Origin of the sequence: Salipaludibacillus sp. CF4.18 (genome assembly GCF_051262595.1) — a bacterium.
Classification (GTDB): domain Bacteria; phylum Bacillota; class Bacilli; order Bacillales; family Salisediminibacteriaceae; genus Salipaludibacillus; species Salipaludibacillus neizhouensis.
This window is the reverse complement of the sequence record NZ_JBIMEV010000013.1, coordinates 1-21,114: the sequence shown is the minus strand read 5'-3', so window position 1 is coordinate 21,114 and position 21,114 is coordinate 1. Positions and strand designations below refer to the sequence as shown.

16 protein-coding genes and 1 riboswitch are annotated in these 21,114 nt (G+C 36.4%); of the genes, 2 read left to right on the top strand and 14 right to left on the bottom strand.

Going from position 1 to position 21,114, the window contains the following annotated elements:
* Nucleotides 1–318 precede the first annotated feature (318 nt).
* The 9 genes from cls to ACHABW_RS10550 all read right to left on the bottom strand — a co-directional run bounded on the left by cls (nt 319) and on the right by ACHABW_RS10550 (nt 11,589).
* A complete protein-coding gene (gene cls / locus ACHABW_RS10590) occupies nt 319–1,767 on the bottom strand; it encodes a cardiolipin synthase (RefSeq protein WP_435755272.1) in 1,449 nt (482 codons plus the stop codon).
* Nucleotides 1,768–1,843: 76 nt separating this feature from the next.
* Entirely contained in the window at nt 1,844–2,806 is a 963-nt protein-coding gene (locus ACHABW_RS10585; protein WP_435755271.1) for a ring-cleaving dioxygenase, read from the bottom strand.
* 120 nt (nt 2,807–2,926) lie between these two features.
* Nucleotides 2,927–3,883, bottom strand: a complete 957-nt coding sequence (locus ACHABW_RS10580; RefSeq protein WP_435755270.1) for a serine hydrolase domain-containing protein — start codon at nt 3,881–3,883, stop codon at nt 2,927–2,929.
* Nucleotides 3,884–3,972: 89 nt separating this feature from the next.
* The gene (gene msrA / locus ACHABW_RS10575) at nt 3,973–4,485 is read right to left on the bottom strand and encodes a peptide-methionine (S)-S-oxide reductase MsrA (RefSeq protein WP_435755269.1); all 513 of its coding nucleotides are present in this window, start codon (nt 4,483–4,485) and stop codon (nt 3,973–3,975) included.
* A gap of 213 nt (nt 4,486–4,698) precedes the next feature.
* A complete protein-coding gene (gene msrA, locus ACHABW_RS10570; protein WP_435755268.1) occupies nt 4,699–5,847 on the bottom strand; it encodes a peptide-methionine (S)-S-oxide reductase MsrA in 1,149 nt (382 codons plus the stop codon).
* 179 nt (nt 5,848–6,026) lie between these two features.
* On the bottom strand, nt 6,027–6,449 hold the full coding sequence (locus tag ACHABW_RS10565) for an organic hydroperoxide resistance protein (protein WP_435755267.1): 423 nt from the start codon (nt 6,447–6,449) through the stop codon (nt 6,027–6,029).
* A gap of 101 nt (nt 6,450–6,550) precedes the next feature.
* Nucleotides 6,551–8,077, bottom strand: coding sequence for a prenyltransferase (locus ACHABW_RS10560; RefSeq protein ID WP_435755266.1), 1,527 nt, complete (start codon nt 8,075–8,077; stop codon nt 6,551–6,553).
* A 233-nt stretch (nt 8,078–8,310) separates the two neighbouring features.
* Complete coding sequence (locus tag ACHABW_RS10555) at nt 8,311–9,348, bottom strand: ribonucleotide-diphosphate reductase subunit beta (protein WP_435755265.1); 1,038 nt, start codon at nt 9,346–9,348, stop codon at nt 8,311–8,313.
* Between the two features lie 30 nt (nt 9,349–9,378).
* Entirely contained in the window at nt 9,379–11,589 is a 2,211-nt protein-coding gene (locus ACHABW_RS10550) for a ribonucleoside-diphosphate reductase subunit alpha (RefSeq protein WP_110936024.1), read from the bottom strand.
* Between the two features lie 233 nt (nt 11,590–11,822).
* A riboswitch (cobalamin riboswitch) is annotated at nt 11,823–12,025 on the bottom strand.
* Nucleotides 12,026–12,233: 208 nt separating this feature from the next.
* Here ACHABW_RS10550 and ACHABW_RS10545 point away from each other — a divergent pair.
* A complete protein-coding gene (locus tag ACHABW_RS10545) occupies nt 12,234–12,758 on the top strand; it encodes a hypothetical protein (RefSeq protein WP_435755264.1) in 525 nt (174 codons plus the stop codon).
* A gap of 11 nt (nt 12,759–12,769) precedes the next feature.
* Here ACHABW_RS10545 and ACHABW_RS10540 read toward each other — a convergent pair whose 3' ends face one another.
* The 5 genes from ACHABW_RS10540 to ACHABW_RS10520 form a co-directional block, all read right to left on the bottom strand.
* Nucleotides 12,770–13,636, bottom strand: a complete 867-nt coding sequence (locus ACHABW_RS10540) for a gamma-glutamylcyclotransferase (protein WP_435755263.1) — start codon at nt 13,634–13,636, stop codon at nt 12,770–12,772.
* 31 nt (nt 13,637–13,667) lie between these two features.
* Complete coding sequence (locus tag ACHABW_RS10535; RefSeq protein WP_435755262.1) at nt 13,668–14,231, bottom strand: sugar O-acetyltransferase; 564 nt, start codon at nt 14,229–14,231, stop codon at nt 13,668–13,670.
* 50 nt (nt 14,232–14,281) lie between these two features.
* On the bottom strand, nt 14,282–15,217 hold the full coding sequence (locus ACHABW_RS10530; protein ID WP_435755261.1) for a hypothetical protein: 936 nt from the start codon (nt 15,215–15,217) through the stop codon (nt 14,282–14,284).
* A gap of 161 nt (nt 15,218–15,378) precedes the next feature.
* Nucleotides 15,379–17,982 (bottom strand): bifunctional acetaldehyde-CoA/alcohol dehydrogenase, encoded by a 2,604-nt coding sequence (gene adhE, locus ACHABW_RS10525; RefSeq protein ID WP_435755260.1) that lies wholly within the window; start codon nt 17,980–17,982, stop codon nt 15,379–15,381.
* Nucleotides 17,983–18,225: 243 nt separating this feature from the next.
* Nucleotides 18,226–19,182: a hypothetical protein gene (locus ACHABW_RS10520; protein WP_435755259.1), complete on the bottom strand. Its 957-nt coding sequence runs from the start codon at nt 19,180–19,182 to the stop codon at nt 18,226–18,228.
* Nucleotides 19,183–19,465: 283 nt separating this feature from the next.
* Here ACHABW_RS10520 and ACHABW_RS10515 point away from each other — a divergent pair, with 283 nt between their 5' ends.
* Entirely contained in the window at nt 19,466–21,064 is a 1,599-nt protein-coding gene (locus ACHABW_RS10515) for an ABC-F family ATP-binding cassette domain-containing protein (RefSeq protein ID WP_110936018.1), read from the top strand.
* The last annotated feature ends 50 nt before the right edge of the window (nt 21,065–21,114 follow it).

Here is a 21,114-nt window from a genome sequence, read left to right as displayed (position 1 = left end):
ATAGTATATACGCCCTTTTATTGAATGTAGGTTGTATAACTCAAATTTTTATTTTTGGGCGATTTTTTTTAGAATGGCCTTAATAACTTTTGAATGCTGTTTTAATTCAGTTGAGAAAGTTACACCAATTCGCTATAGGCTAATGCTTTTCACAGTGTTTCGTTTCTTCAAGTTAATTATCTAAAACAACAATGTTTACTTATAGAAGCAATAAAAAACAGACACTCCTGATTACTAGGGATTGTCTGTTTTTCTTAAAGCATCTTAGCATTCTTTCTTCTGAAGACTTAATCAACAACTATTTAAATGTGCTTTTTACTATAAAACTGGTGATAGAAGTCTAGAAACAGATTCTTTCGCACGAATCCATTTCGAGCGGTTTTCATACATTTTTTCAGTGAACCTAGTTGAATCGAGCATATCCTTTTCAAAAGATTGTGCCACTATTTCTGAAACTTCTTGATCATAAATAAATGCATTTACTTCAAAGTTTAGCTTAAAACTTCTCATATCTATGTTTGCTGTACCTACGGAATTCATTTTTCTATCAATAACAATCGTTTTTGCGTGAATGAATCCTTTGTTATAAATATACACTTTTGCACCTGTTTTAAGTAATTCGCCGATGTGAGAATATGTTGCCCAATACACAAAAGGATGATCTGGTTTGTCTGGAATCATGACACGAACATCTTTCCCTGATAAGGAGGCAATCCTTAATACATCAAGCAAACTTTGATCTGGAATGAAATAAGGAGTTTGAATAAAAATAGATTCTTTTGCACTCATAATCATCTTGATATATCCGTTCTTTATCTGTTCCCATTCTGAGTCTGGACCACTGGATACGATTTGCATTGTTGCGTTGCCTAGATTTTTTTTCATCGGGAAATATCTTGATTCATAATCAATATTAGCTTTTTTGGATGCTTGACTCCAATCTAAGATATATCTTGTTTGCATTGGATCAACGGCATTACCTTGAATTCTAAGGTGAGTATCTCTCCAATAACCAAATTTTTTGCTTGTACCTATGTACTCGTCACCAATATTAAAACCACCTACATACCCAATCTGACCATCAATGATAATCAATTTCCGGTGATTGCGATAATTTAGTCGTAGATTAATGAGAGGAAATCTTGAAGGGAAAAATACAGCCACTTCTCCACCCGCAGCTATCAGTTTCTTGAAGTGTTTCCTGGATAGGTTTCTTGAACCGAGTTCATCATACATAACCCTCACTTTTACACCTTCGTTAGCTTTATTAACTAGCTCTTGAATAAGTTTTTTACCCAAGTTATCATTTCTAAAAATATAGTATTGAATATGAATGTGATCCTCTGCTTGTTTAATATCATCAAAAACGTGATCGAATTTTTCCTGTCCATCCATTAATAATTGAACATTATTATCATGAGTAAGAATAGCATCGTTATTTATTAGGTGCATGTATATGAGATCTCGGTATGGATCAACATTGTCATCGTAATAACGAAACTCAGGATCGCGGATTTGATCAATTTGTTTGGTGATTATATCCACAATACCAATCTTTCTCATACCTGCCCAGTTAAATAACCTTCTCCTTGTTAGGTTTTGACCAAAAAATAGGTAGAATATAAATCCTAAAAAGGGAATGAAAAATAATATCATTACCCAAGCCCAAGTCGCAGAAGCATCTTTTCTTTCTATAAAAACGACAATTATGGCAAGAAGCATATTAATAATAAATAAAACCGCAACTAATATAGAAACAATATTCATAAGCCCTCCTGTTAACTATTGCTTGATCCACTTATTGTATTTTAATCTATTTACTTGCGGTCTGTATAGTAATTTTCTATTTAGTTTCCAATGGTTTTAATTTTGCTTCGATTTCTTCGCGTTGATCTTCAAAATAAGGTGGTAATGCAAGATTCTCACCAAGCTTTTCAAAAGGTTCATCGCCTTCGAATCCAGGACCATCTGTTGCAAGCTCAAACAGAATGCCATTCGGTTCTCGAAAATAAAGAGAGCGGAAATAGTATCTTTCGACAAATCCTGAATTCATATAACCTAGGCTTTGAATATGCGCAACCCATTTAAGAAGTTCTTCTTCTGATTCCACTCTGAAAGCAACATGATGAACGCTTCCTCGCCCTGGACGTTCTCGTGGCATATCTTTTGTGGCGTGAACATGAACTTCCGCACCAGTTCCTCCTTTACCAGTAGAAAAAACAGTTACTTCGTCACCATTCAGTTGGTACGTTGTATGTTGTTGAAATCCTAGGACATCTGTTAAAACTTTATGTGTCTTTTCCGGTCGCGGAACTGATAATCTTACAGGGCCTAAACCGATGATTCCTTTCTCTTGTGGAACAGGACTCTTTTCCCACGGTATACCACCCTCTACTCCAGAATTCGTTTCATCTGAAATTAATTGTAGACGCTGATCCTCGAAGTCTTTAAAATCAATCACTTTTCTACCGTATCGCTCTTGAATACCACTATTATCCACGTTATATTCTATAAAACGTTCTAACCAGTAATTTAGTGTTTCATCACTTGAGACTCTCAGTGCTGTTTGGCTAATACTCTGAGTTCCTTCTCTATTTTTAGCTGCATGAGGAATTTCAAAAAAAGTTAAATCTGTTCCAGGATTCCCTCTTTCATCTGCATAAAATAAATGATAGACACTTGTATCATCTTGGTTAACGGTTTTTTTAACAAGTCTCATGCCTAAAATTTTTGTGTAAAAATGTAGATTATCCTGAGCGTTTGCAGTTAAAGCTGATACGTGATGAATGCCCTTAAGTGATTTCATAATTTATCCCTCCATGACTACTTACTTTTTTATAGTAAAAAAACTTTTACTCTTGTGATACAAGAAACAACCTTCTACGATGATACTAAGTGAAGGTTGTTCACGTTCTATTATGTCCGCCTAGTCCAAGTTCTTTAATATATATTTTACAAACCATTGGTAAGGTAACAGGCTATCTTTTGATGATAGTGCCCCTGTAAATACAACTACAAGATGTTTTTCAGGATATATAAATATAAACTTCCCACCACGTCCAACAGCATAGAAAAAGCTTGGTTGTCTTTCATTTACTTCCTCACTTACCCACCAATGGTATCCATACTGTTGTTTCCATTTATCCGTCTTTACTTTCCCACATACAGCTTCTTCAACCCATGATGCAGGAATTAACTGTTGATTGTTCCATATCCCTTTTTGCATAATTAACACGCCGTATTTCAAGAGATCAATTGGTGTTAAGTATATGCCGTATCCACCTATTGGAATGTCATTAGGGTCTGCTTCCCAAACATAGTCGTGGATATCCATTGGTTTTAACAACTTTTCCTTTAAAAACTCAGCCGATGAATGACCGGTGATTTGTTGAATCAGATCACTTAAAATATGCGAATCGATGTTGTTATAATTCATTTGTTCACCGGGTTCATCTTCTAAAGATAATGAAAAAATGGTGTCTATCCAATTCTGTGATTCAGTTACTTGTTTCCAATCTTCCGGTTTAAAACCTGAAGTCATCGTCAGAAGGTTTCCAATGGTAATTTGGCTCATCGACTCACTGTCAATCTTGTCATAATAACTAATTAATTTTTTGTCAATGGAAGATCGTTTATTTTCGTGTAATGCAATACCAACTAAAGATGAAACAATCGATTTAGTCACTGAATTTAATCGGTGTTTTTCTGTAAGTGAACCTTGTTTTTGTTCATAGGTATAGGAAATAGCATTGTTATGATAAATAATACATGTTTCCATCTCAAATTGTTTACACTCTTTTTCAAGTTTATATAATGCTTCATTTGGTAATCCTTCTTCTTCTTTAGTCGATCTTGAAAAAGGATGTAAACTATTTTTATTCATAGTAACTCCTTTATTGTTTATAGTTTAGTGAGATTCAAGGATACTATTCCCGAATGCAGAAAAAATCATCACTTAGGTTGTTCACAAGCTTATACTTTGCTCTTCCAATTTTCTTCAATGAATTTTTTTCTGCCGGACTCTTCTCTTTCCTGCTCATATCTTTCCGGCTCTTTCTTATAAAACTTCTGGTGTTCTTCTTCCGCTTCATAAAAGAAGGATGCGGATAATACTTTTGTTACGATCGGTGCTTTAAAACGAGAAGTCTGCTCAATTTTAGCAAGAGACTTTTCTGCAAGCATTTTTTGTTCCTCATCATGATAAAATATTGCCGTTCGATACTGGCTGCCACGGTCAAAAAATTGCCCTCCATCATCAGTAGGATCAATTTGGGGCCAGTAAAGATTCAACAAAGTTTCGTATGTGAAAAGCGATGGGTCGTATGTAATCTGAATAGCTTCGTAATGGCCGGTTTCACCATTACTAACGGAACCCCCTGTATATCCGGAAACGACTTTTTCAATCCCCGGAAGTTCATCAAATGGTTTAACCATGCACCAAAAACATCCTCCAGCAAATGTTGCTTTTTTATAAGTGTTTTTCATGTGGACACCTCGTTATCTCTTATTTAATCTATTTCCTTTCCTTATAAAAACGGAAGGCACTGAAAAAGTTGGTTTACTTTTCCAGTACCCATTTATATAAATGATGCTTTGAAGTTTTGTTTCTCAGATGATAAAAATTTATAAAATTGGCAGCTACCTTCACATCGCGGGAAACCCGCCCTTGATACTTAAAAGATGGCTATGCCGTTTTTCTTAACCTTCAAAGAGATAAAGAAACTCATCATAACCTTCCGCTTCCATGTCTTCCTTGGGAATAAAATCCAATGCAGCTGAATTCAGGCAATAACGGAGTCCGGTTGGTTCAGGTCCATCCGTAAAGACATGACCCAGATGAGAATCTCCATACTGACTTCTAACTTCTTTTGTTTCTGTGAGGAATCCCCATGCATCGATTTCGACGATATTTTCTTGGATAATGGGTTCCGTGAAACTAGGCCAACCAGTACCAGATTCATATTGATGAACGGAACTGAACAACGGTTCTTGAGAAACAATATCGACATATATCCCTTCGTCGTCGTTATCCCAATACTGATTATTGTAGGCTTCTTCCGTGTCATCTTCTTGTGTCACTTTATATTGAATGTCAGATAGACGAGCTTTTAATTCATCTGCCGTTTCTTTTTCATATTCACGCCAGAATACTACTTCCCCATCACCTGGTGGTGTTATTTCATAGTCACGTTCTTCGCCCCAAAACTCATCGATAAACTCATCTCTGCCAGAATTAGATCGATAAAACTCATATCGTACACTGTTTTCTAAATAAAAATCCTGGTGATACTCTTCCGCCTTATAAAAAGTAGTTGCTGATTTTACAGGGGTGACAATATCTTCATCAAAACGACCAGATTCAGCTAATTGTTTTTTTGATTCTTTGGCGATTTCTTGTTGTTCCTCATCATGATAAAAGATTCCTGAAGTGTACTGTTCACCTCTGTCAACAAACTGACCTTCCTCGTCGGTCGGATCTATTTGTCTCCACAAAACTTGCAACAAATCCTCATAGCTAACCAAGTTTGGATCATATAAAATTTGAACCGCTTCTACATGACCCGTCTTTCCAGCAGAGACGTCTTCATAGGACGGATTTTCAGTTTCACCGCCAATGTAGCCTACTACAGCTTCATTCACACCTTCGATTGACTCGAATGGTTTTTCCATACACCAGAAACAGCCTCCAGCAAAGGTAGCTATCTCTCTCGTGTCTTCTTGGACATCAACTTCAAGTGGTTCACTACCATAAGAACGCTTTGTAAAATAGTCATATATAATTGGTACAAATATTAGTGCAATGATGGAGAATAAGATAGTTAACGATAGTATTGTTAACTTTTTCAAAATAGTCCCCCCTTTTCAGTGGTAACCTTTGTTTATATTATACAGTGATTTAACTGAATTCTCACGAAAAGTGACTTCCTAATTCTTTATTAATATCATAATTTGTGAAGCATTGGCCGCGGAAAGCAGCCATAAAAAAAAGGGTCCGAAAGCAAAGCCTCCGGACCCTTGAAGAACATTTATTTTGCAGTTACAACTAATTCTACATCTATATTTCCTCGTGTAGCTTTAGAGTAAGGGCAAAAATCGTGTGCTTTATGAGCCAACTCTTCTGCTTCTCCTTGGCTTACACCTTCAATATTCACATGAAGTACAACACCAATTTTTACGCCACCGTCTGCAGAATCTTTCATTAAACTAACTTCACTAGTAATGGAGGAATCAATTTCCTTTTTTTCTTTAGACGCCATTAAGTTTAATGCGCCGTCATAACACGCTGCATAGCCAGCTGCAAATAACTGCTCAGGATTTGAAACACCAGAAGGAATTTCGTCACCTTTTGGCATTGATAAATCAAGATCTATGACACCGTTGTCAGATTTTACGTGCCCTTCACGTCCACCTTTAGCTGTTGCTTTTGTTGTTAACATGATATCTGCCATGTGTACATCACTCCTTAGTGAGATTTTCTAAATTTATCCTACTCAATACTGTTTTCACTTAAATATAACTTTCTAAACATCCGTTTCAAAGAAAAATAATATTAGGAAGAGAAGGCTTTCTTAAAGTCACTCATCACACGTCGTCTGCGTTCAATATATTTCCAAACCCATAAGACAAATAACACTGCACCAATAAATAGAAACGTAATCACCCAAACATGGAGTGATAATGCGAGATAGCCTATTGCTAATAATAGGCCAGTAAATAAATGATGAATTGCTGTGTGCGCATTACAGGAAATTAAGTCTGTAGGTGCTTTGTCGTAATATTTTTGAGCATACTTAATTGCTTGAAGCATAAACGGCAAGGATAAAAACGAAATAAAGATGGTATAAGGTGCAAAACCGACAAGTGGAAGAAAGGCAATTACTCCATATCCAATGATAAATAATGAAAGAAGTACATTCTTTGCCCCTTTTTTGCCAAGCCTGACTACCAAGGTATTTTTACCGGTTGCTTCATCAGCAGTTGCATCTGGAAATTGATTAATTAACAGAACGTTCGTGATTAGTAAAGCTACTGGTATAGAAATGAGTAATACCTCTGTAGAGTACATTCCTGTTTGAACATAGAAAGCACCTAGCATCATTGCCACACCATAGGTAGTTGCAATTAACACTTCGGCAACCCCGACAGATAAATTAATGAATGAAAACCTATCTTTCCCATTCGTATAAAAGAAACCAGCGATTAATCCGTAACCGATTAAAGGTGCTATTCCCCAACCACTCTGAAAGGTTAGAAATAAACCTATTAAACCGGCGATTATAGTTAGTAGGATGCCGAAAAACCCCATATCCGCCTTGGAAATAAGACCTAGTTGAATCATTTTTGAACCACCAGTAAATGGACGGATTCCTTGAGTGTTTTCAGTATCCCTTTCTGCATCTTTCCAGTCGTTAATCATATTCGTACCAGCTTGGACCATAAGACCTCCAAGTAACGTTAGAATAAATAATGACCAATTAAAGAAATCAGTAAGTGCGAAGGCCATTGCGCCACCAATAACAATAGGAATAAATGAAGCAGTTAATGATAGCGGTCTAATTGCTTCTTTCCAAGCATTAAAACGCGATTTTAAATCTTGTTTATCTGTTGACTTAGCTTGATTTTCTTTTAATTCAATAACTGTAGGAGCTTCCCCTTGAAGAATTTCAGGGACAAATCTATATTTTACTGTATATGGTAATATTTTTATGAATTCCAGTCGATCGACGGCATCCAGCTCCTGGAACTGTGCAACAATTGGGGATCTGGGTCCAAGAAGTTTGGCTGCTTTTGCTCTTTCCTCTTCGGAACGAACGACTGAAGCTCGTCCAATAATTTCACACTCTTCCATTTCCATAAATGTTTGACCTTGATGGATCAACATAGCTGTTTCTGGAATATTACTCCATTGAATAACTTTCGGATCACCTTTCATACTCGTTACATAGACATTAAAAGATTCGTCTACAGCATAATGCATCATTCGTTGTCTGGGAGTACCCATGTTGGAAGTCCCTACAGAAGTGACTTCTGCACGATTTAAAAAATCTGAAATTTCTTGTTTTGATCGCTGTGTCATTCCTTTTTCCTCCTTTTGATTTTTTATCATGATGTCTATCTCAAAGCTACGCTAGACGATTCAAAAAGTAAAGAAATCTGCCATGATTTACTCTAAGGCTGAATTCGTGAAAAACTTCTTCAAAATATAAAAAAGTTAAAGACACTAGATGTCTTTAACTTTTTTACTGAGGCTATCGCTGGTTAGATTAAGAAAGCAGCTATTTTAAATAAAAGACGGCTATGCCGTTTTTCTTATAAATCATCAAAGTCGTTATCTTCTGAGACCTTGGTATATTGTCTGGATTTTTGTTCAAAGAAATCGGTCTTCCCTTGATTTACATCTTCATAAACTTTAATCCACTTCATCGGATTGGAGCGATATCCTTCAAAAGGTCTCTCAATACCAAGTTCGTTCACACGTTTGTTTGCCATGAACTTAATATAATCTTCTAGATCTTGAATTGGAATTTCAGGGATCTTCTCGCCAATAATATAATTAGCCCATTTTATTTCAAGTTCGGCAGCTTTAATAAACGTATCTTTTACAAACTGATCGATTTCTTCCGTTTGTAATTCAGGGTTTTCTTTTCGTAACTCTTTAAAGATATTCGCAAAAAGAAATACGTGTAGCTGCTCATCGCGGTTTATATAATTGATCATGGTTGATGTGGAAACCATTTTTTGATTTCGTGCTAAGTGATAAAAGAAACTAAATCCAGAATAGAAATTAAGTCCTTCTAAAATTACATCATAAACAATGGATTCTAATAGCGTTCGTGGCGTTGGATTCTCAACAAATGCTTCATAGCCCTCAGCAATAAAATCATTTCTTTCTCTTAAGATTGGATCATGTTTCCAATACTCGAAAATCTCATCTTGTTCATTTTTATTTACAAGACTGGATAAGACATAAGAATAACTTTGATTGTGGACAACTTCCTGAAATGCTAGCACGGTCATGAGTGCATTTAAACTGGAATCCGTTAAATATTTCGAAACGTGCATCGCATAATCTGTTTGAACACTATCCAAAAATGCAAGTAGTCCAATGATTTTCTTAAAAGCATCTTCTTCTGGCGGTGTAAGTGATTTAAATTGCTTTACGTCCGTACTCATATTGATCTCAAAAGGAGTCCAAAAGTTACCTAGCATGTTTTTATAAAGTGGATATGCCCATTTAAAGCGTACATCATCCCAGTTTAAAATATTGGAACTTTCTCCCAGGATAATTCCTGTTGACGCATTAGGAGCATTAACATCGTATAGTTTTCTTTGTGTAAGCTTCGTCATTTTCTATTCCTCCATTAGTAAAACAGATGATTAACTAGAACAACTGTCACAATCTTCGAGCTCGCTTGATGTGGAACGTACGTAATATGTTGTTTTCAGTTGATTATCCCAAGCAGCTAAATGAAGACCTAGCAGTTCTTTTGCTTTTATATTATTTTTTACATATAAATTAAATGAAATAGATTGATCAATATGCTTTTGTCTGGCACCATTTTGTTTAATACTCCAATGCTGATCAATCGTGTGAGCTGGCTTATAGTACCAGGTTGTTTCCTTTGATAAATTTGGCGCAGTGACAGGAATCTTGTAATTCTTTTTCTCCTCGGCATATTCTTTTTTGAAAATAGGATCAATCGAAGCCGAGGAACCTGCGATTAAGGAAGTACTGGAGTTTGGTGCCACCGCCATCAGATATCCATTACGAAGACCAGACAACCTTACTTCTTCTTGAAGCTCTCTCCATTTCTCAGACTCGTATCCCCGTTTCTTAAAATAAGAGCCGGTTGCGTAATCAGAGCCGTCAAAAGCTGGATAAGGTCCTTTTTCTTTTGCTAGTTTCATACTTGCTTTCATCGTATAGTAGTGAATTTTTTCATAAAGTTCATCTGCGTAAGAGACAGCTTCCTCTGATTCCCAAGTTATTTTCAATTCAGCAAGTAAATGATGCCAACCAAATGTGCCTAGTCCGATAGCACGGTATTTTTGATTGGTGATTTGAGCTTGAGGCACTTCGATTGTGTTAAGATCAATCACATTGTCAAGCATCCGAACTTCAATATTTATCAGTCTTTCAAGCACGTTTTCCTGCACAGCTTTTGCAAGGGAAATAGAACTTAAATTACACACTACATAATCACCTGGATTTTTCTTGGTAATCATCATGCCATCTTCGGTCACTTCTTCTTCGACTGTTGTGGAACTCATGTTTTGCATAATTTCCGTACATAAATTAGAAGAATATATCATCCCTTTATGCTGATTTGGATTCATTCTGTTTACCGTGTCACGATAAAACATATAAGGAGTCCCTGTTTCAAGCTGAGAAACCATAATTCGCTTCATAATGTCAATAGCAGGAACCGTGTCCTTGGATAACTTTTCATTTGCTGCACATTCTTCATAACGCTGGCGGAATTGTCCTTTACCCTTTTCTTCATCGTGAAAATCCTCTAAAGAGAACCCCATCACTGTTCGAACTTCATGGGGGTCAAATAAATGCCAGTCAGCCCGTTCTTCGACTTTTTCCATAAATAAATCAGGCAATGTCACCCCAGTAAATAAATCGTGGGTACGTTGTCTCTCATCACCATTGTTAAGCTTTGCATCTAAAAATGAAAAGATATCTTTGTGCCAAACATCAAGATAAACAGCAATGGCTCCTTGTCTCTGGCCTAATTGATCGACGCTGACAGCAGTATTATTTAATTGCTTCATCCAAGGTAGTACACCTGAAGACGTCCCTTTAAACCCTTTAATCGAAGAACCTTTAGCGCGGATTTTACCCATGTAAATACCAAGTCCACCACCGTTTTTACTGACAGTAGCTGCATCGGTATTGCTATCAAATATTCCTCGTAAGCTGTCATCCACTGTATCTATGAAGCAACTAGAAAGCTGACCATGCGTTTTCCCTGCATTAGCGAGAGTCGGTGTAGCAACGGTCATGTAAAGATTAGATAATGCCCAATAAGCTTCTTTAACAAGTGCTAATCGTTGTGATTCTGGTTCTTTGATCATTAAACTCATCGAAATGACCATAAATCTTTCTTGCGGCAATTCTAAAAGCCTGCCATCGTGTGTACGAGCTAAATATCGATCAGCTAATGTTTTGAGTCCAATGTATGTAAATAACTCATCCTGCTTATGGTTGATTACTGCTTCAATTTCGATGAGTTCTTTTGCTGAATAGTTGTCGGCTAGTTCTTTTTTGTAAAAACCTTCATCAACCAGCTTGTTGATGAAACCAGAGAAATTCTCATAAGCAGGAAAAGAACGGTTCAATTCCACTTCTTCGTATAACTGCTTAGCATAAAGATCAGCTGCCACGTATGTCCAATTTGATTCCTCTGCATGTAATTGATCTAGAGCACCTAGTACATATGCCGATTTATTTTTACCACTGCCGGCATCAATGTGATCAATACGGGTTTGAAATGCCTCCCATGATAAATCAGGAAATCGAGTTTGTAAATTTTTGATTCCTGTTTTTATATCATTTCTTATAACTGTTGTGTTTACCATTCATCTCATCCTTTCAAAGTAGAAAAGCGGTACCGTCTCGTCTCACTGGGAGAAGTTTAATCCTCTATTTTAGATGCTGGATAGCATAAAAGATTAAAACAAAAAAACCTTCCCAATCGGTGGGAAGGTAACATAAAACGGTAAGAGGGGGATAACGAACGACGTTCAAGATCACACGAAAAAATCATCTGCTTGAATCCTCTACCGTTTCTCATGCTCAACCCCCGAAGATCAGAAACTAAGAAAATAAGGCAGGTCTCCTGACTTTGCTTCATCCTACTTTGAGCCTTCCTGTATAATCACCATCAAAAGATGACAAATTTATACAGTGGTTCCCTCAAATCGTCCACATTTACAGTTGCGGGGACAGCTTCGGATTTACACCGAATTCCCGATTAAGCCTAGTAATCCAGGCACCTAATTTTCTTATTAATATGAAATTAACATACAAGATATAGATTTATAATTTAACGAAATACGATATCTTGATTATCCTACTATTCTATCTTACTTTTTTTGGGGATGCAATCTTTCTTTTTTAATAAATAAAAATATAATTTAACCCTTGAATTTAAGTGTCGTTTTTAGTAGAATACTAAACTTGTGAGTGTAGAATTGAAATTTTTATAAGAAAGGTGAATCTAATGCTTTATTATCCAACTGCTTTTGATTCAAAGCAGGAAAAAACGAAAGAAGATCGTTTCAGTGAATTAGAAGAATTAGAATTTCAAGTATTTCGTATGCAGCAAAATATGAAGGAAATCTCTAAACACCATGATGTACTCGGAATAGATGAAACAAAAGAAAATAAGTGGGTCATTATTTATGTCAGTGATGACGGAAATATTTGTAAAGTTATGGCTCATGATTGTGAAAAACCTTACCAAGGGAAATGGGATTTCTCAATACACGCTCATTACAAAGATGACTTCTGTGTCCATATAGATGATATTCGTGGTAAAGAAAACCTTGGCTTTGGCTCTGTTTGTATGAGATTTCTGAAAGAGTACACAGCGGAACGTAAAAATATACGTGCTATTTCCGGTGCGATTTCAAAGCGCGATTGGGGACATGTAGATCGTTTAGAGTATTTCTATAAAAAACATCGTTTTCACGTGGAATTAGAACCAGAAGAAAAGAAAGGCGAAATCATTTGGCAACCTATGTGACAGCCATCTCTTTAACGATTATTTGAATTTTTAGTAAGAATATCTAAGTTTTTCTCCAGTTTTTTATAATAACCTGCTGATAATCTGTCTTTAGCACCTCGCAAAATTTCTGTTGAATAGTGCTTTGGCGGTGCACAGGAGGTCTCCTTATGTATGACGGTGAATGACAAGACCTCCTTAAGTGTTCCTTGTTCTGTTTGAATGTTAATTAGTATAGGGCGGTAGTTTCCAGAGTGCACGCCTTCCCGATGAAAAAGGTAATCGATGGCCTTTTTTGAAACTGCATAAATGATCCCTTCTACCTTATCAGTAACATCCGACTCAATGATATCCGCCCGTCCCCCATCATTTTGAGAAATTAAATAATCCATCGTATGAGAGTCTAATGTTCCAATACCAACTACGTTTGAAAATTCTTGTTTCATTCCAGCCTTCTCGATTCTTTCCAAATCCATACACGAACCGTACGCAAAATAATTAACTTCTTTTACAGATGCATACCATTGGTAGATACTCCAATCTTGGAACGGAACAAGCGGGTTCGATTCTTGTTCGTGTTGATGTTCAATAACGTATACCCAGGCTTCTACTGCACCTTTATCTGTTTCAATCTTTTTTTTAGTTCGATAATAAAGGTTATCTGACCTTGATTCATCATAACCTTCAAGCATATCTAATTTAGGGAGTAGTTTATCATCCACCTCATGAATTTCACCAAACACATAGGTATCTCCTTTTAAAACCAAGGCTGGATACCCATACCCTGTGTCATATAGTTTTCCTTTTATTCGGGCTTGCGCAGAAAAAATACTTGCATTCTCGATTATTTGATTATTACTCTGTCCTTTTCGTAACGTTCCGTAAACAAATAGTTTCACAAGTATGCCTCCTATACAAATTCTAATTATATTACTCTGAGAGCTCGATGGATCTAATGACTGCAGCGGGATTGCCCCCGACTACTACATTGTCAGGAACATTCTTCGTCACAACGGAACCTGAAGCGACAACAACATTGTTTCCAATTACTATACCTGGATTAATTATTGCACCCCCGCCAATCCAAACATCGTTTCCTATTTTTATTGGTTTACCATATTCTAAACCTGAAGCTCTTTGAACAGGATCGATGGGATGAGTGGCCGTATATAGTTGAACATTAGGAGCCAGCATACAGCGGTCCCCTATATCAATTCTGCAGACGTCTAAAAGTGTACAATTGAAATTCGCAAAAAAATCATCCCCAACATATATATTGAAGCCATAGTCGCATCGTAAAGGCGCTTCGATGAAGGGGGTATTTCCAGCATGACCAAAAAACTCTTGTATCATCAATTCTTTTTGTTTATAGGCTCTAATCGGAAGTTCACTAAAGTTTTTCATCCAATCTCTGGCTCTTTCTCTTAACTCAAGTAATTCGGGGTCATTGGAAAAATACATCTCTCCCTCGATCATTTTCTCCTTTTCAGTCATCTACCATTTCACCCATTCTATTTTAGTTTACATAATTATTTTATCGACAACTAAGCTTGTTCGATAAGTTTTATTCTTTCTAATGATAATTCGTCGATTTTTTCACGTAGTAGTATTTGTTCTTCTTCCAGTTTTTTTAACGTTCTTGTCACTAAGTCAAATGTTTCTTCAATTTGGGTCATTGCTTGGGTAATTTTATTGTGGACCATCCAATCTATGACGATTCCATCGAAAAAATAATCTGCAAAAGTTAATAGTTCACTCATATTTAGATCTATTTTCATATGGTTTTGAATGTCCAACAATTCATCTTGAAATTGTCTTAATCGTTTTTCGGCTTCATGAACCGTGTTTTTAGCAGTATCCAAATGACTGTGCTTCATCGAAGTTGAGATAACGCCTCCACCAAACATATCGAACGTTGACCAACCTTTAGCTTTCTCAAAAGAGGTTTTTGCGTCACCTAGTGCCAGCTGGGCAATCCCTCCTGCTTCGATTGCTTCTTCATATTCTTGCAGCCCGCCCAATACATCAACCTCAGCTTCGGTCAGATCAAAAAGAGCTTGACTCCAAATACTCTGCTCATCATGAATGAGCTTTTCTTTCCGGTCTAACATCTTAGAGTAAATAGAATTTAGGTCTCCCAATTCCTTTATTTTTAATAAATATTCTTGTTGCTCTTCTTTTAATTCAGATAAAACCTTATAGGCTTCTTGGTATTTTAATTTCGCTTCGATTACTTCTTTTTCATGAGCCAATAATTTCTCTTGTTTATTGCCAGCGATCGTTGAAAAGATATTTGCAATGGAGAGATTTCTTAAGCTTTCGATGTCTTCTTTTTCATCTGCAAGTTTTTCTGCAAGAATGGAAGTGATTTCTTTCTTATTATTAATTTGCGTTTGAAGTCTTTCCGCTTGTTCTTTCCACTTCAATTGTCTTCGAAGTTGATCCTTTATTTCCATCAGATCTTCATTTAAACTTTTCATTTCGGTATCTCTCCTCTCTTCTTCTAATTGTACGGGATAACCACATAGTTGCAAATATAAAAGGATATATCTCTGCATCAATGTAAAAGCTTGTCGTAATAAGATTAACATACAGAAAAAAATCACCTCGACTCAGAGGTGATCCAACAATGTCTAACGTGTTAAAGACCTTTATATGCTAGTCTGTATATCTCGGCTAGTTCGGTTACAAGGGGGAGTTTTGGATTTGCTGTTGTGCACTGATCTTCAAATGCTCTGTCAGCAAGTAAATCTACTTTTGCTTCAAAATCTTTTTTATTTACACCACACGCTTCAATACTCATTGGAATAGCTAGTTCTTTCGCTAATGCTGTTACGGCTTGGGCAAGACTGTCCACCCCTTGTTCCGTAGTATTAGCTGGTAATCCTAGCATTCTAGCAATTTCTGCGTATCTTTCATCTGCTATAAAATGGTTGTACTTTGGAAACGCAGTAAATTTATTTGGTTTTGCAGCGTTGTAACGAATCACATGGGGCATTAATATCGTGTTTGAACGCCCATGAGGGATGTGGAATTCTGCACCTAATTTATGTGCTAAACTATGGTTAATCCCTAGGAATGCATTAGCAAATGCCATCCCGGCTATCGTAGAAGCATTATGCACTTTTTCTCGGGCAAGTTCATCATTTCCATTTCGATAGGCTCTTGGCAGGTAGTCAAATACAAGTTGAATTGCTTTCATTGCTAATCCATCTGTATAGTCGTTTGCCATGACAGAAACATAGGCTTCTATCGCATGTGTTAAGACATCCATTCCTGTATCAGCTGTTACAGACGGTGGTACAGACTGTACGTATACAGGGTCGATAATGGCTACGTCAGGAGTTAATTCATAGTCTGCTAAAGGATATTTGACGTTATTTTTTTTATCAGTAATTACTGCAAATGAGGTGACTTCAGAGCCAGTTCCAGAAGTCGTTGGAATCGCAACAAACTTTGTTTTGTTTCCTAACTTCGGATATTTATATACTCGTTTACGAATATCAAGAAACTTTTGTTTTAAGCCTTGGAAATCAAGGTCTGGATACTCATAGAAAACCCACATTCCTTTTGCAGCATCCATGGCTGATCCTCCACCCAGGGTTATAATAACATCAGGCTCAAATGCCTTCATCGCTTCCGCACCGGCCATTACAGTTTCAATAGATGGGTCTGGTTCTACATCTGAAAAAATCTCATATTGTACTTTTTCCTCGCGCTTATTTAAATAATAAAGAACTTTATCTACATACCCCATTTTAATCATCATGGCATCTGTAACGATCATCGCACGAGAAATATCCGGCATTTTTTCTAAATACTGTGTAGAATTTTTTTCAAAGAAGATTTTTGGTGGAACTTTGAACCATTGCATATTGTTTTTCCTGTTTCCTACTTTTTTATAGTTCACAAGATTAACTGTACCAACGTTCTGAGACACAGAGTTAGAACCATATGAGCCGCAACCTAATGTTAAAGATGGAAGGTAACCATTATATATATCGCCTATTGCCCCTTGTGAAGATGGAGAATTGGCAATAATTCTTCCGGCTTTCATACGTAAGGCAAAATCACGAACGACATTGTCATTGGCTGAGTGGATCACAGCCGTGTGACCCAGGCCACCAAACTCTAACATTTCTTCGGCACGATCAAACCCTTCTTTTATATCTTTTACTTTAAAGCAAGCTAGGATCGGGCTTAGCTTTTCTCTTGATAACGGTGATTCTGGTCCAACTGTTTTCAACTCAGCAATTAATATCTTCGTATCAGGATGAACACTTAATCCTGCCATTTTTGCGATTTCTGCTGCTGGCATCCCTACAATTTTTGGATTCACCGCACATGTATTTTCATTGATAGCTAGTTCTTCAATTAGTTTCCGTTCATTGTTCGTTAAGAAATAACAATTATTTTTAATTAACTCATTTTTAGTCTGTTCGTAGATGACTTGATCAATAATAACTGCTTGTTCGGAAGCACATATCATACCGTTATCAAATGTTTTAGACAGAATTAAATCATTCACTGCTTGCTTAATATTTGCTGTTCTTTCGATATAGCAAGGTACATTCCCTGGCCCGACTCCTAAAGCCGGCTTCCCAGTACTATAAGCCGATTTAACCATTCCAGCTCCACCTGTCGCTAAAACAACGGCAACACCTGGATGATTCATTAGTTGTTGCGTTGCTTCAATAGATGGTTTCTCAATCCATTGAATGCATCCTTCAGGCGCTCCAGCTTTAAGTGCTGCTTCATAAAGTATTTCGGCTGCTTTTTGACTGCATTTTTGAGCGGATGGATGAAAAGCAAAAATAATCGGGTTTCTTGTTTTGATTGATATAAGAATTTTAAACAACGTCGTTGAAGTTGGATTCGTAACCGGGGTTACCCCAGCTATAACTCCTACTGGTTCGGCAATTTCAATCATTTCTTCATGTTCGTTTTCAGCAACAATACCTACTGTTTTATCGTACTTGATGGCATGATAAATGTATTCTGTTGCGAACATATTTTTGATAATTTTATCTTCGTAGACGCCTCTGTTTGTTTCCTCTACCGCCATCTTAGCTAACTGCATGTGTTGATCTGCCCCTGCCAAAGCCATCTCTTTTACAATGGTGTCAATGTGATTTTGATCAAAATTTAAAAATGCTTTATGGGCTTTTTTAGCTTTTTCCACCAACCTGTTAACCTCTTGTACAGCCTCTGTCACATTTTTTAATTTTTTCTCGTCAACGGCCATTTTAATTCCTCCTTTTAATTCATTGTGAAGCATTTCACAATTGTTTTTAAAAAAATATAATGGTAGTAGCCTTTTACAAATTTAGTATATCGTACATAATTTTATAAAGCTATAGTTATATTGTGAAAATATTCACATTCACAATGTTTCCGTTTTCATTATGGCTATTTAGTGAATTACGCTCACCTTTTATTGCTTTATGTAAACGAAATCCCCCAGTGTATTGGAGGATTTCGTCTGACATTAAGAAATAGGCTGTTTGCTATTGGCAGTACTTTTTAATAAAGTTATTGATATTAGTTTCTTAATGAAATATTCCAGATCTGCTTGCTCATACTCCGCTAAATGAAAAGAGTAATTATGATGAAGGTTCCATTTTTGTAAAATATATTGAATCCTCTCTGCATCTCTTTCTGTTAACATGTCATCATCACAAAGGATTTCTGTAAAAAGATAACCTGTATTCCAATCTACACACGTTTGGAAATCTATACTTAACTTAAATACATCGTTTCTAAGAGTATCTTCATTTAAGGAATTAACTTCTGTCATACACACAGTTAACAAATCTGGCCATTGCATCAATTCATGACGTTTCTGATAGGTTATTTGAATGAGACCTTCATAACGAAGTTGGTGGCGGTAATAAATTTGAAATACTCTTTCTTTGCAGTTGGGGGACTCACCCTCTACTTTAGAGACTTGTTGATCCGAAACAAGTAAGGAAAAGTCGTCCCAGGAAGTGTTCAAGTCTGCACCTAAGAATCCTTCTGTGAAAACAAGCAGTGCATCATGATACTTAGATCTTTCAATTCGATTTTTAAGGTTTATTTCCGTACTTTCTTGTTGTTCTATCACCTTTTTAGCAAGTGTTAAATCAATTTCGTACCAAGAAACATTAAAGTGATCAAGCATATTTTTATAAGCGGTAGGTATATTTTTCGCCCCTAGGATGACTTGTGAAATATTTGTTTTTTGTAGGAACATTTTTGAAAACTCATCCATAAAATAACCTAGTTCTTCTGAGGATAGATTTCCGTGAAAAAAATAAACTATTTTTTGTTTGTGGTTGTCCGTATACTCTAATTTAGTCATCCTTTGCGAAAAAAATGTTGTTGAATTTTTAAAGGAAAAATTAGATTCAACAACTAATTGTGGATATTTTTTCATAAGCATTACTAGGTCTTGGTCTGGTCGCATTTTTTCTGAACATCCTTTCTAATGGTCACTCACTTGAGCGTCCCACTAAATAAATTATCCTATATGAGTCAGGAATAAACCTTTTATTCTTCTAAGTAGAAAATACACATACCTTAAATAGTTAGGATATTCGAAACGCATTTCCACTCCTCCCTTTCTTTATGGACCCTGTATATAGTGTATGCGCCGATTTTTAAGATTAGAACAATTCTTTTAAAACCTCGTATTTCAATGGAATAAATGATATAATTTTCAAGGTAATTTAATGCAAAGGATGAGGTAAATGATAAATGTAACAGATGTCAGCTTGCAATTTGGAGATCAAAAGCTGTTTGAGGACGTTAATATTAAATTCACTCCAGGAAATTGTTATGGATTAATCGGTGCAAACGGTGCTGGTAAGTCTACCTTTATAAAAGTTTTATCTGGAGAAATAGAATCACAAACTGGAAAAGTGAGCATGCCTCCGGGTCATCGTATGGCTGTTTTAAAGCAAAATCATTTCGAGTATGAAGAGCAGATAGTACTTGAAGTAGTAATGATGGGTCATAAACGTTTATATGACGTGATGAAGGAAAAAGATGCTATTTATATGAAAGAAGATTTCTCTGATGAAGACGGTATGAAAGCAGCTGAACTTGAAGGAGAATTCGCGGAAATGAACGGTTATGAAGCAGAGTCTGATGCTGCAGTTCTTCTTAAAGGACTAGGAATCAGTGATAATCTTCAAAGTAAGAAGATGTCAGAACTAACTGGTGGCCAAAAGGTTAAAGTACTTTTAGCTCAAACGTTATTTGGTAATCCTGATGTACTTCTCCTTGATGAGCCTACAAACGGACTGGATATTGAAGCTATTCAATGGTTAGAGGATTTTCTATTCAATTTTAAGAATACCGTCATTGTTGTTTCCCACGATAGACACTTTTTAAATAATGTTTGTACTCATATAGCTGATCTTGATTTCGGTAAGATCAAAGTATTTATAGGGAATTATGATTTTTGGTATGAATCCAGCCAACTAGCATTGAAATTAGCTCAAGAAAAGAACAAGAAAAAGGAAGAAAAAATCGAGGAATTACAAGCTTTCGTTGCTAGATTTAGCGCTAACGCTTCAAAATCGAAGCAGGCTACTTCCCGTAAAAAAGCATTGGAAAAAATCGAGTTGGACGACATTAAGCCGTCATCAAGGAAATATCCTTATGTAGCCTTCAATTCTGAAAGGGAAATTGGAAATGACTTGTTAACTGTCAACCACCTAACTAAAACGATCGATGGTGAAAAGGTATTAAATGACGTTAGCTTTATTCTCAATAAAGATGATAAAGTATCATTAGTAGGGCCTAACGAGAATGCAAAAACAGTATTAATGAAAATTCTTGCGGGGGAAATGGAACCGGACAGTGGTTCTTATAAATGGGGAGTAACAACATCTCAAACGTATTTCCCGAAAGATAACGCAGAGTATTTTGAAGGATCTGAGTTAAGTCTTATTGATTGGCTGCGCCAATATTCACCGGAGGATCAAACGGAAACATTTTTACGTGGTTTCCTTGGCCGTATGCTCTTTTCAGGAGAAGAAGCTAAGAAGAAAGCGAGTGTTCTTTCCGGGGGCGAAAAGGTTCGCTGCATGTTATCCAGAATGATGTTAAGTGGAGCGAATGTGCTTATGTTGGATGAACCGACAAACCACTTGGATTTAGAATCAATTACAGCATTAAATAATGGCTTAATTAATTTCAAAGGTTCTATCATCTTTGCGACACATGACCATCAGTTTAATGAATCTATCGCCAATCGCATTATTGAAATACAAGATGAAGGTGTCTTAGATAAAGAGATCTCTTATAATGAGTATCTTGAGTTAAAGAAAGTAAAAAAATAGGTAATTGAAAGAGCAAACACCAAAAGGTATTTACCTTCTGGTGTTTTTGT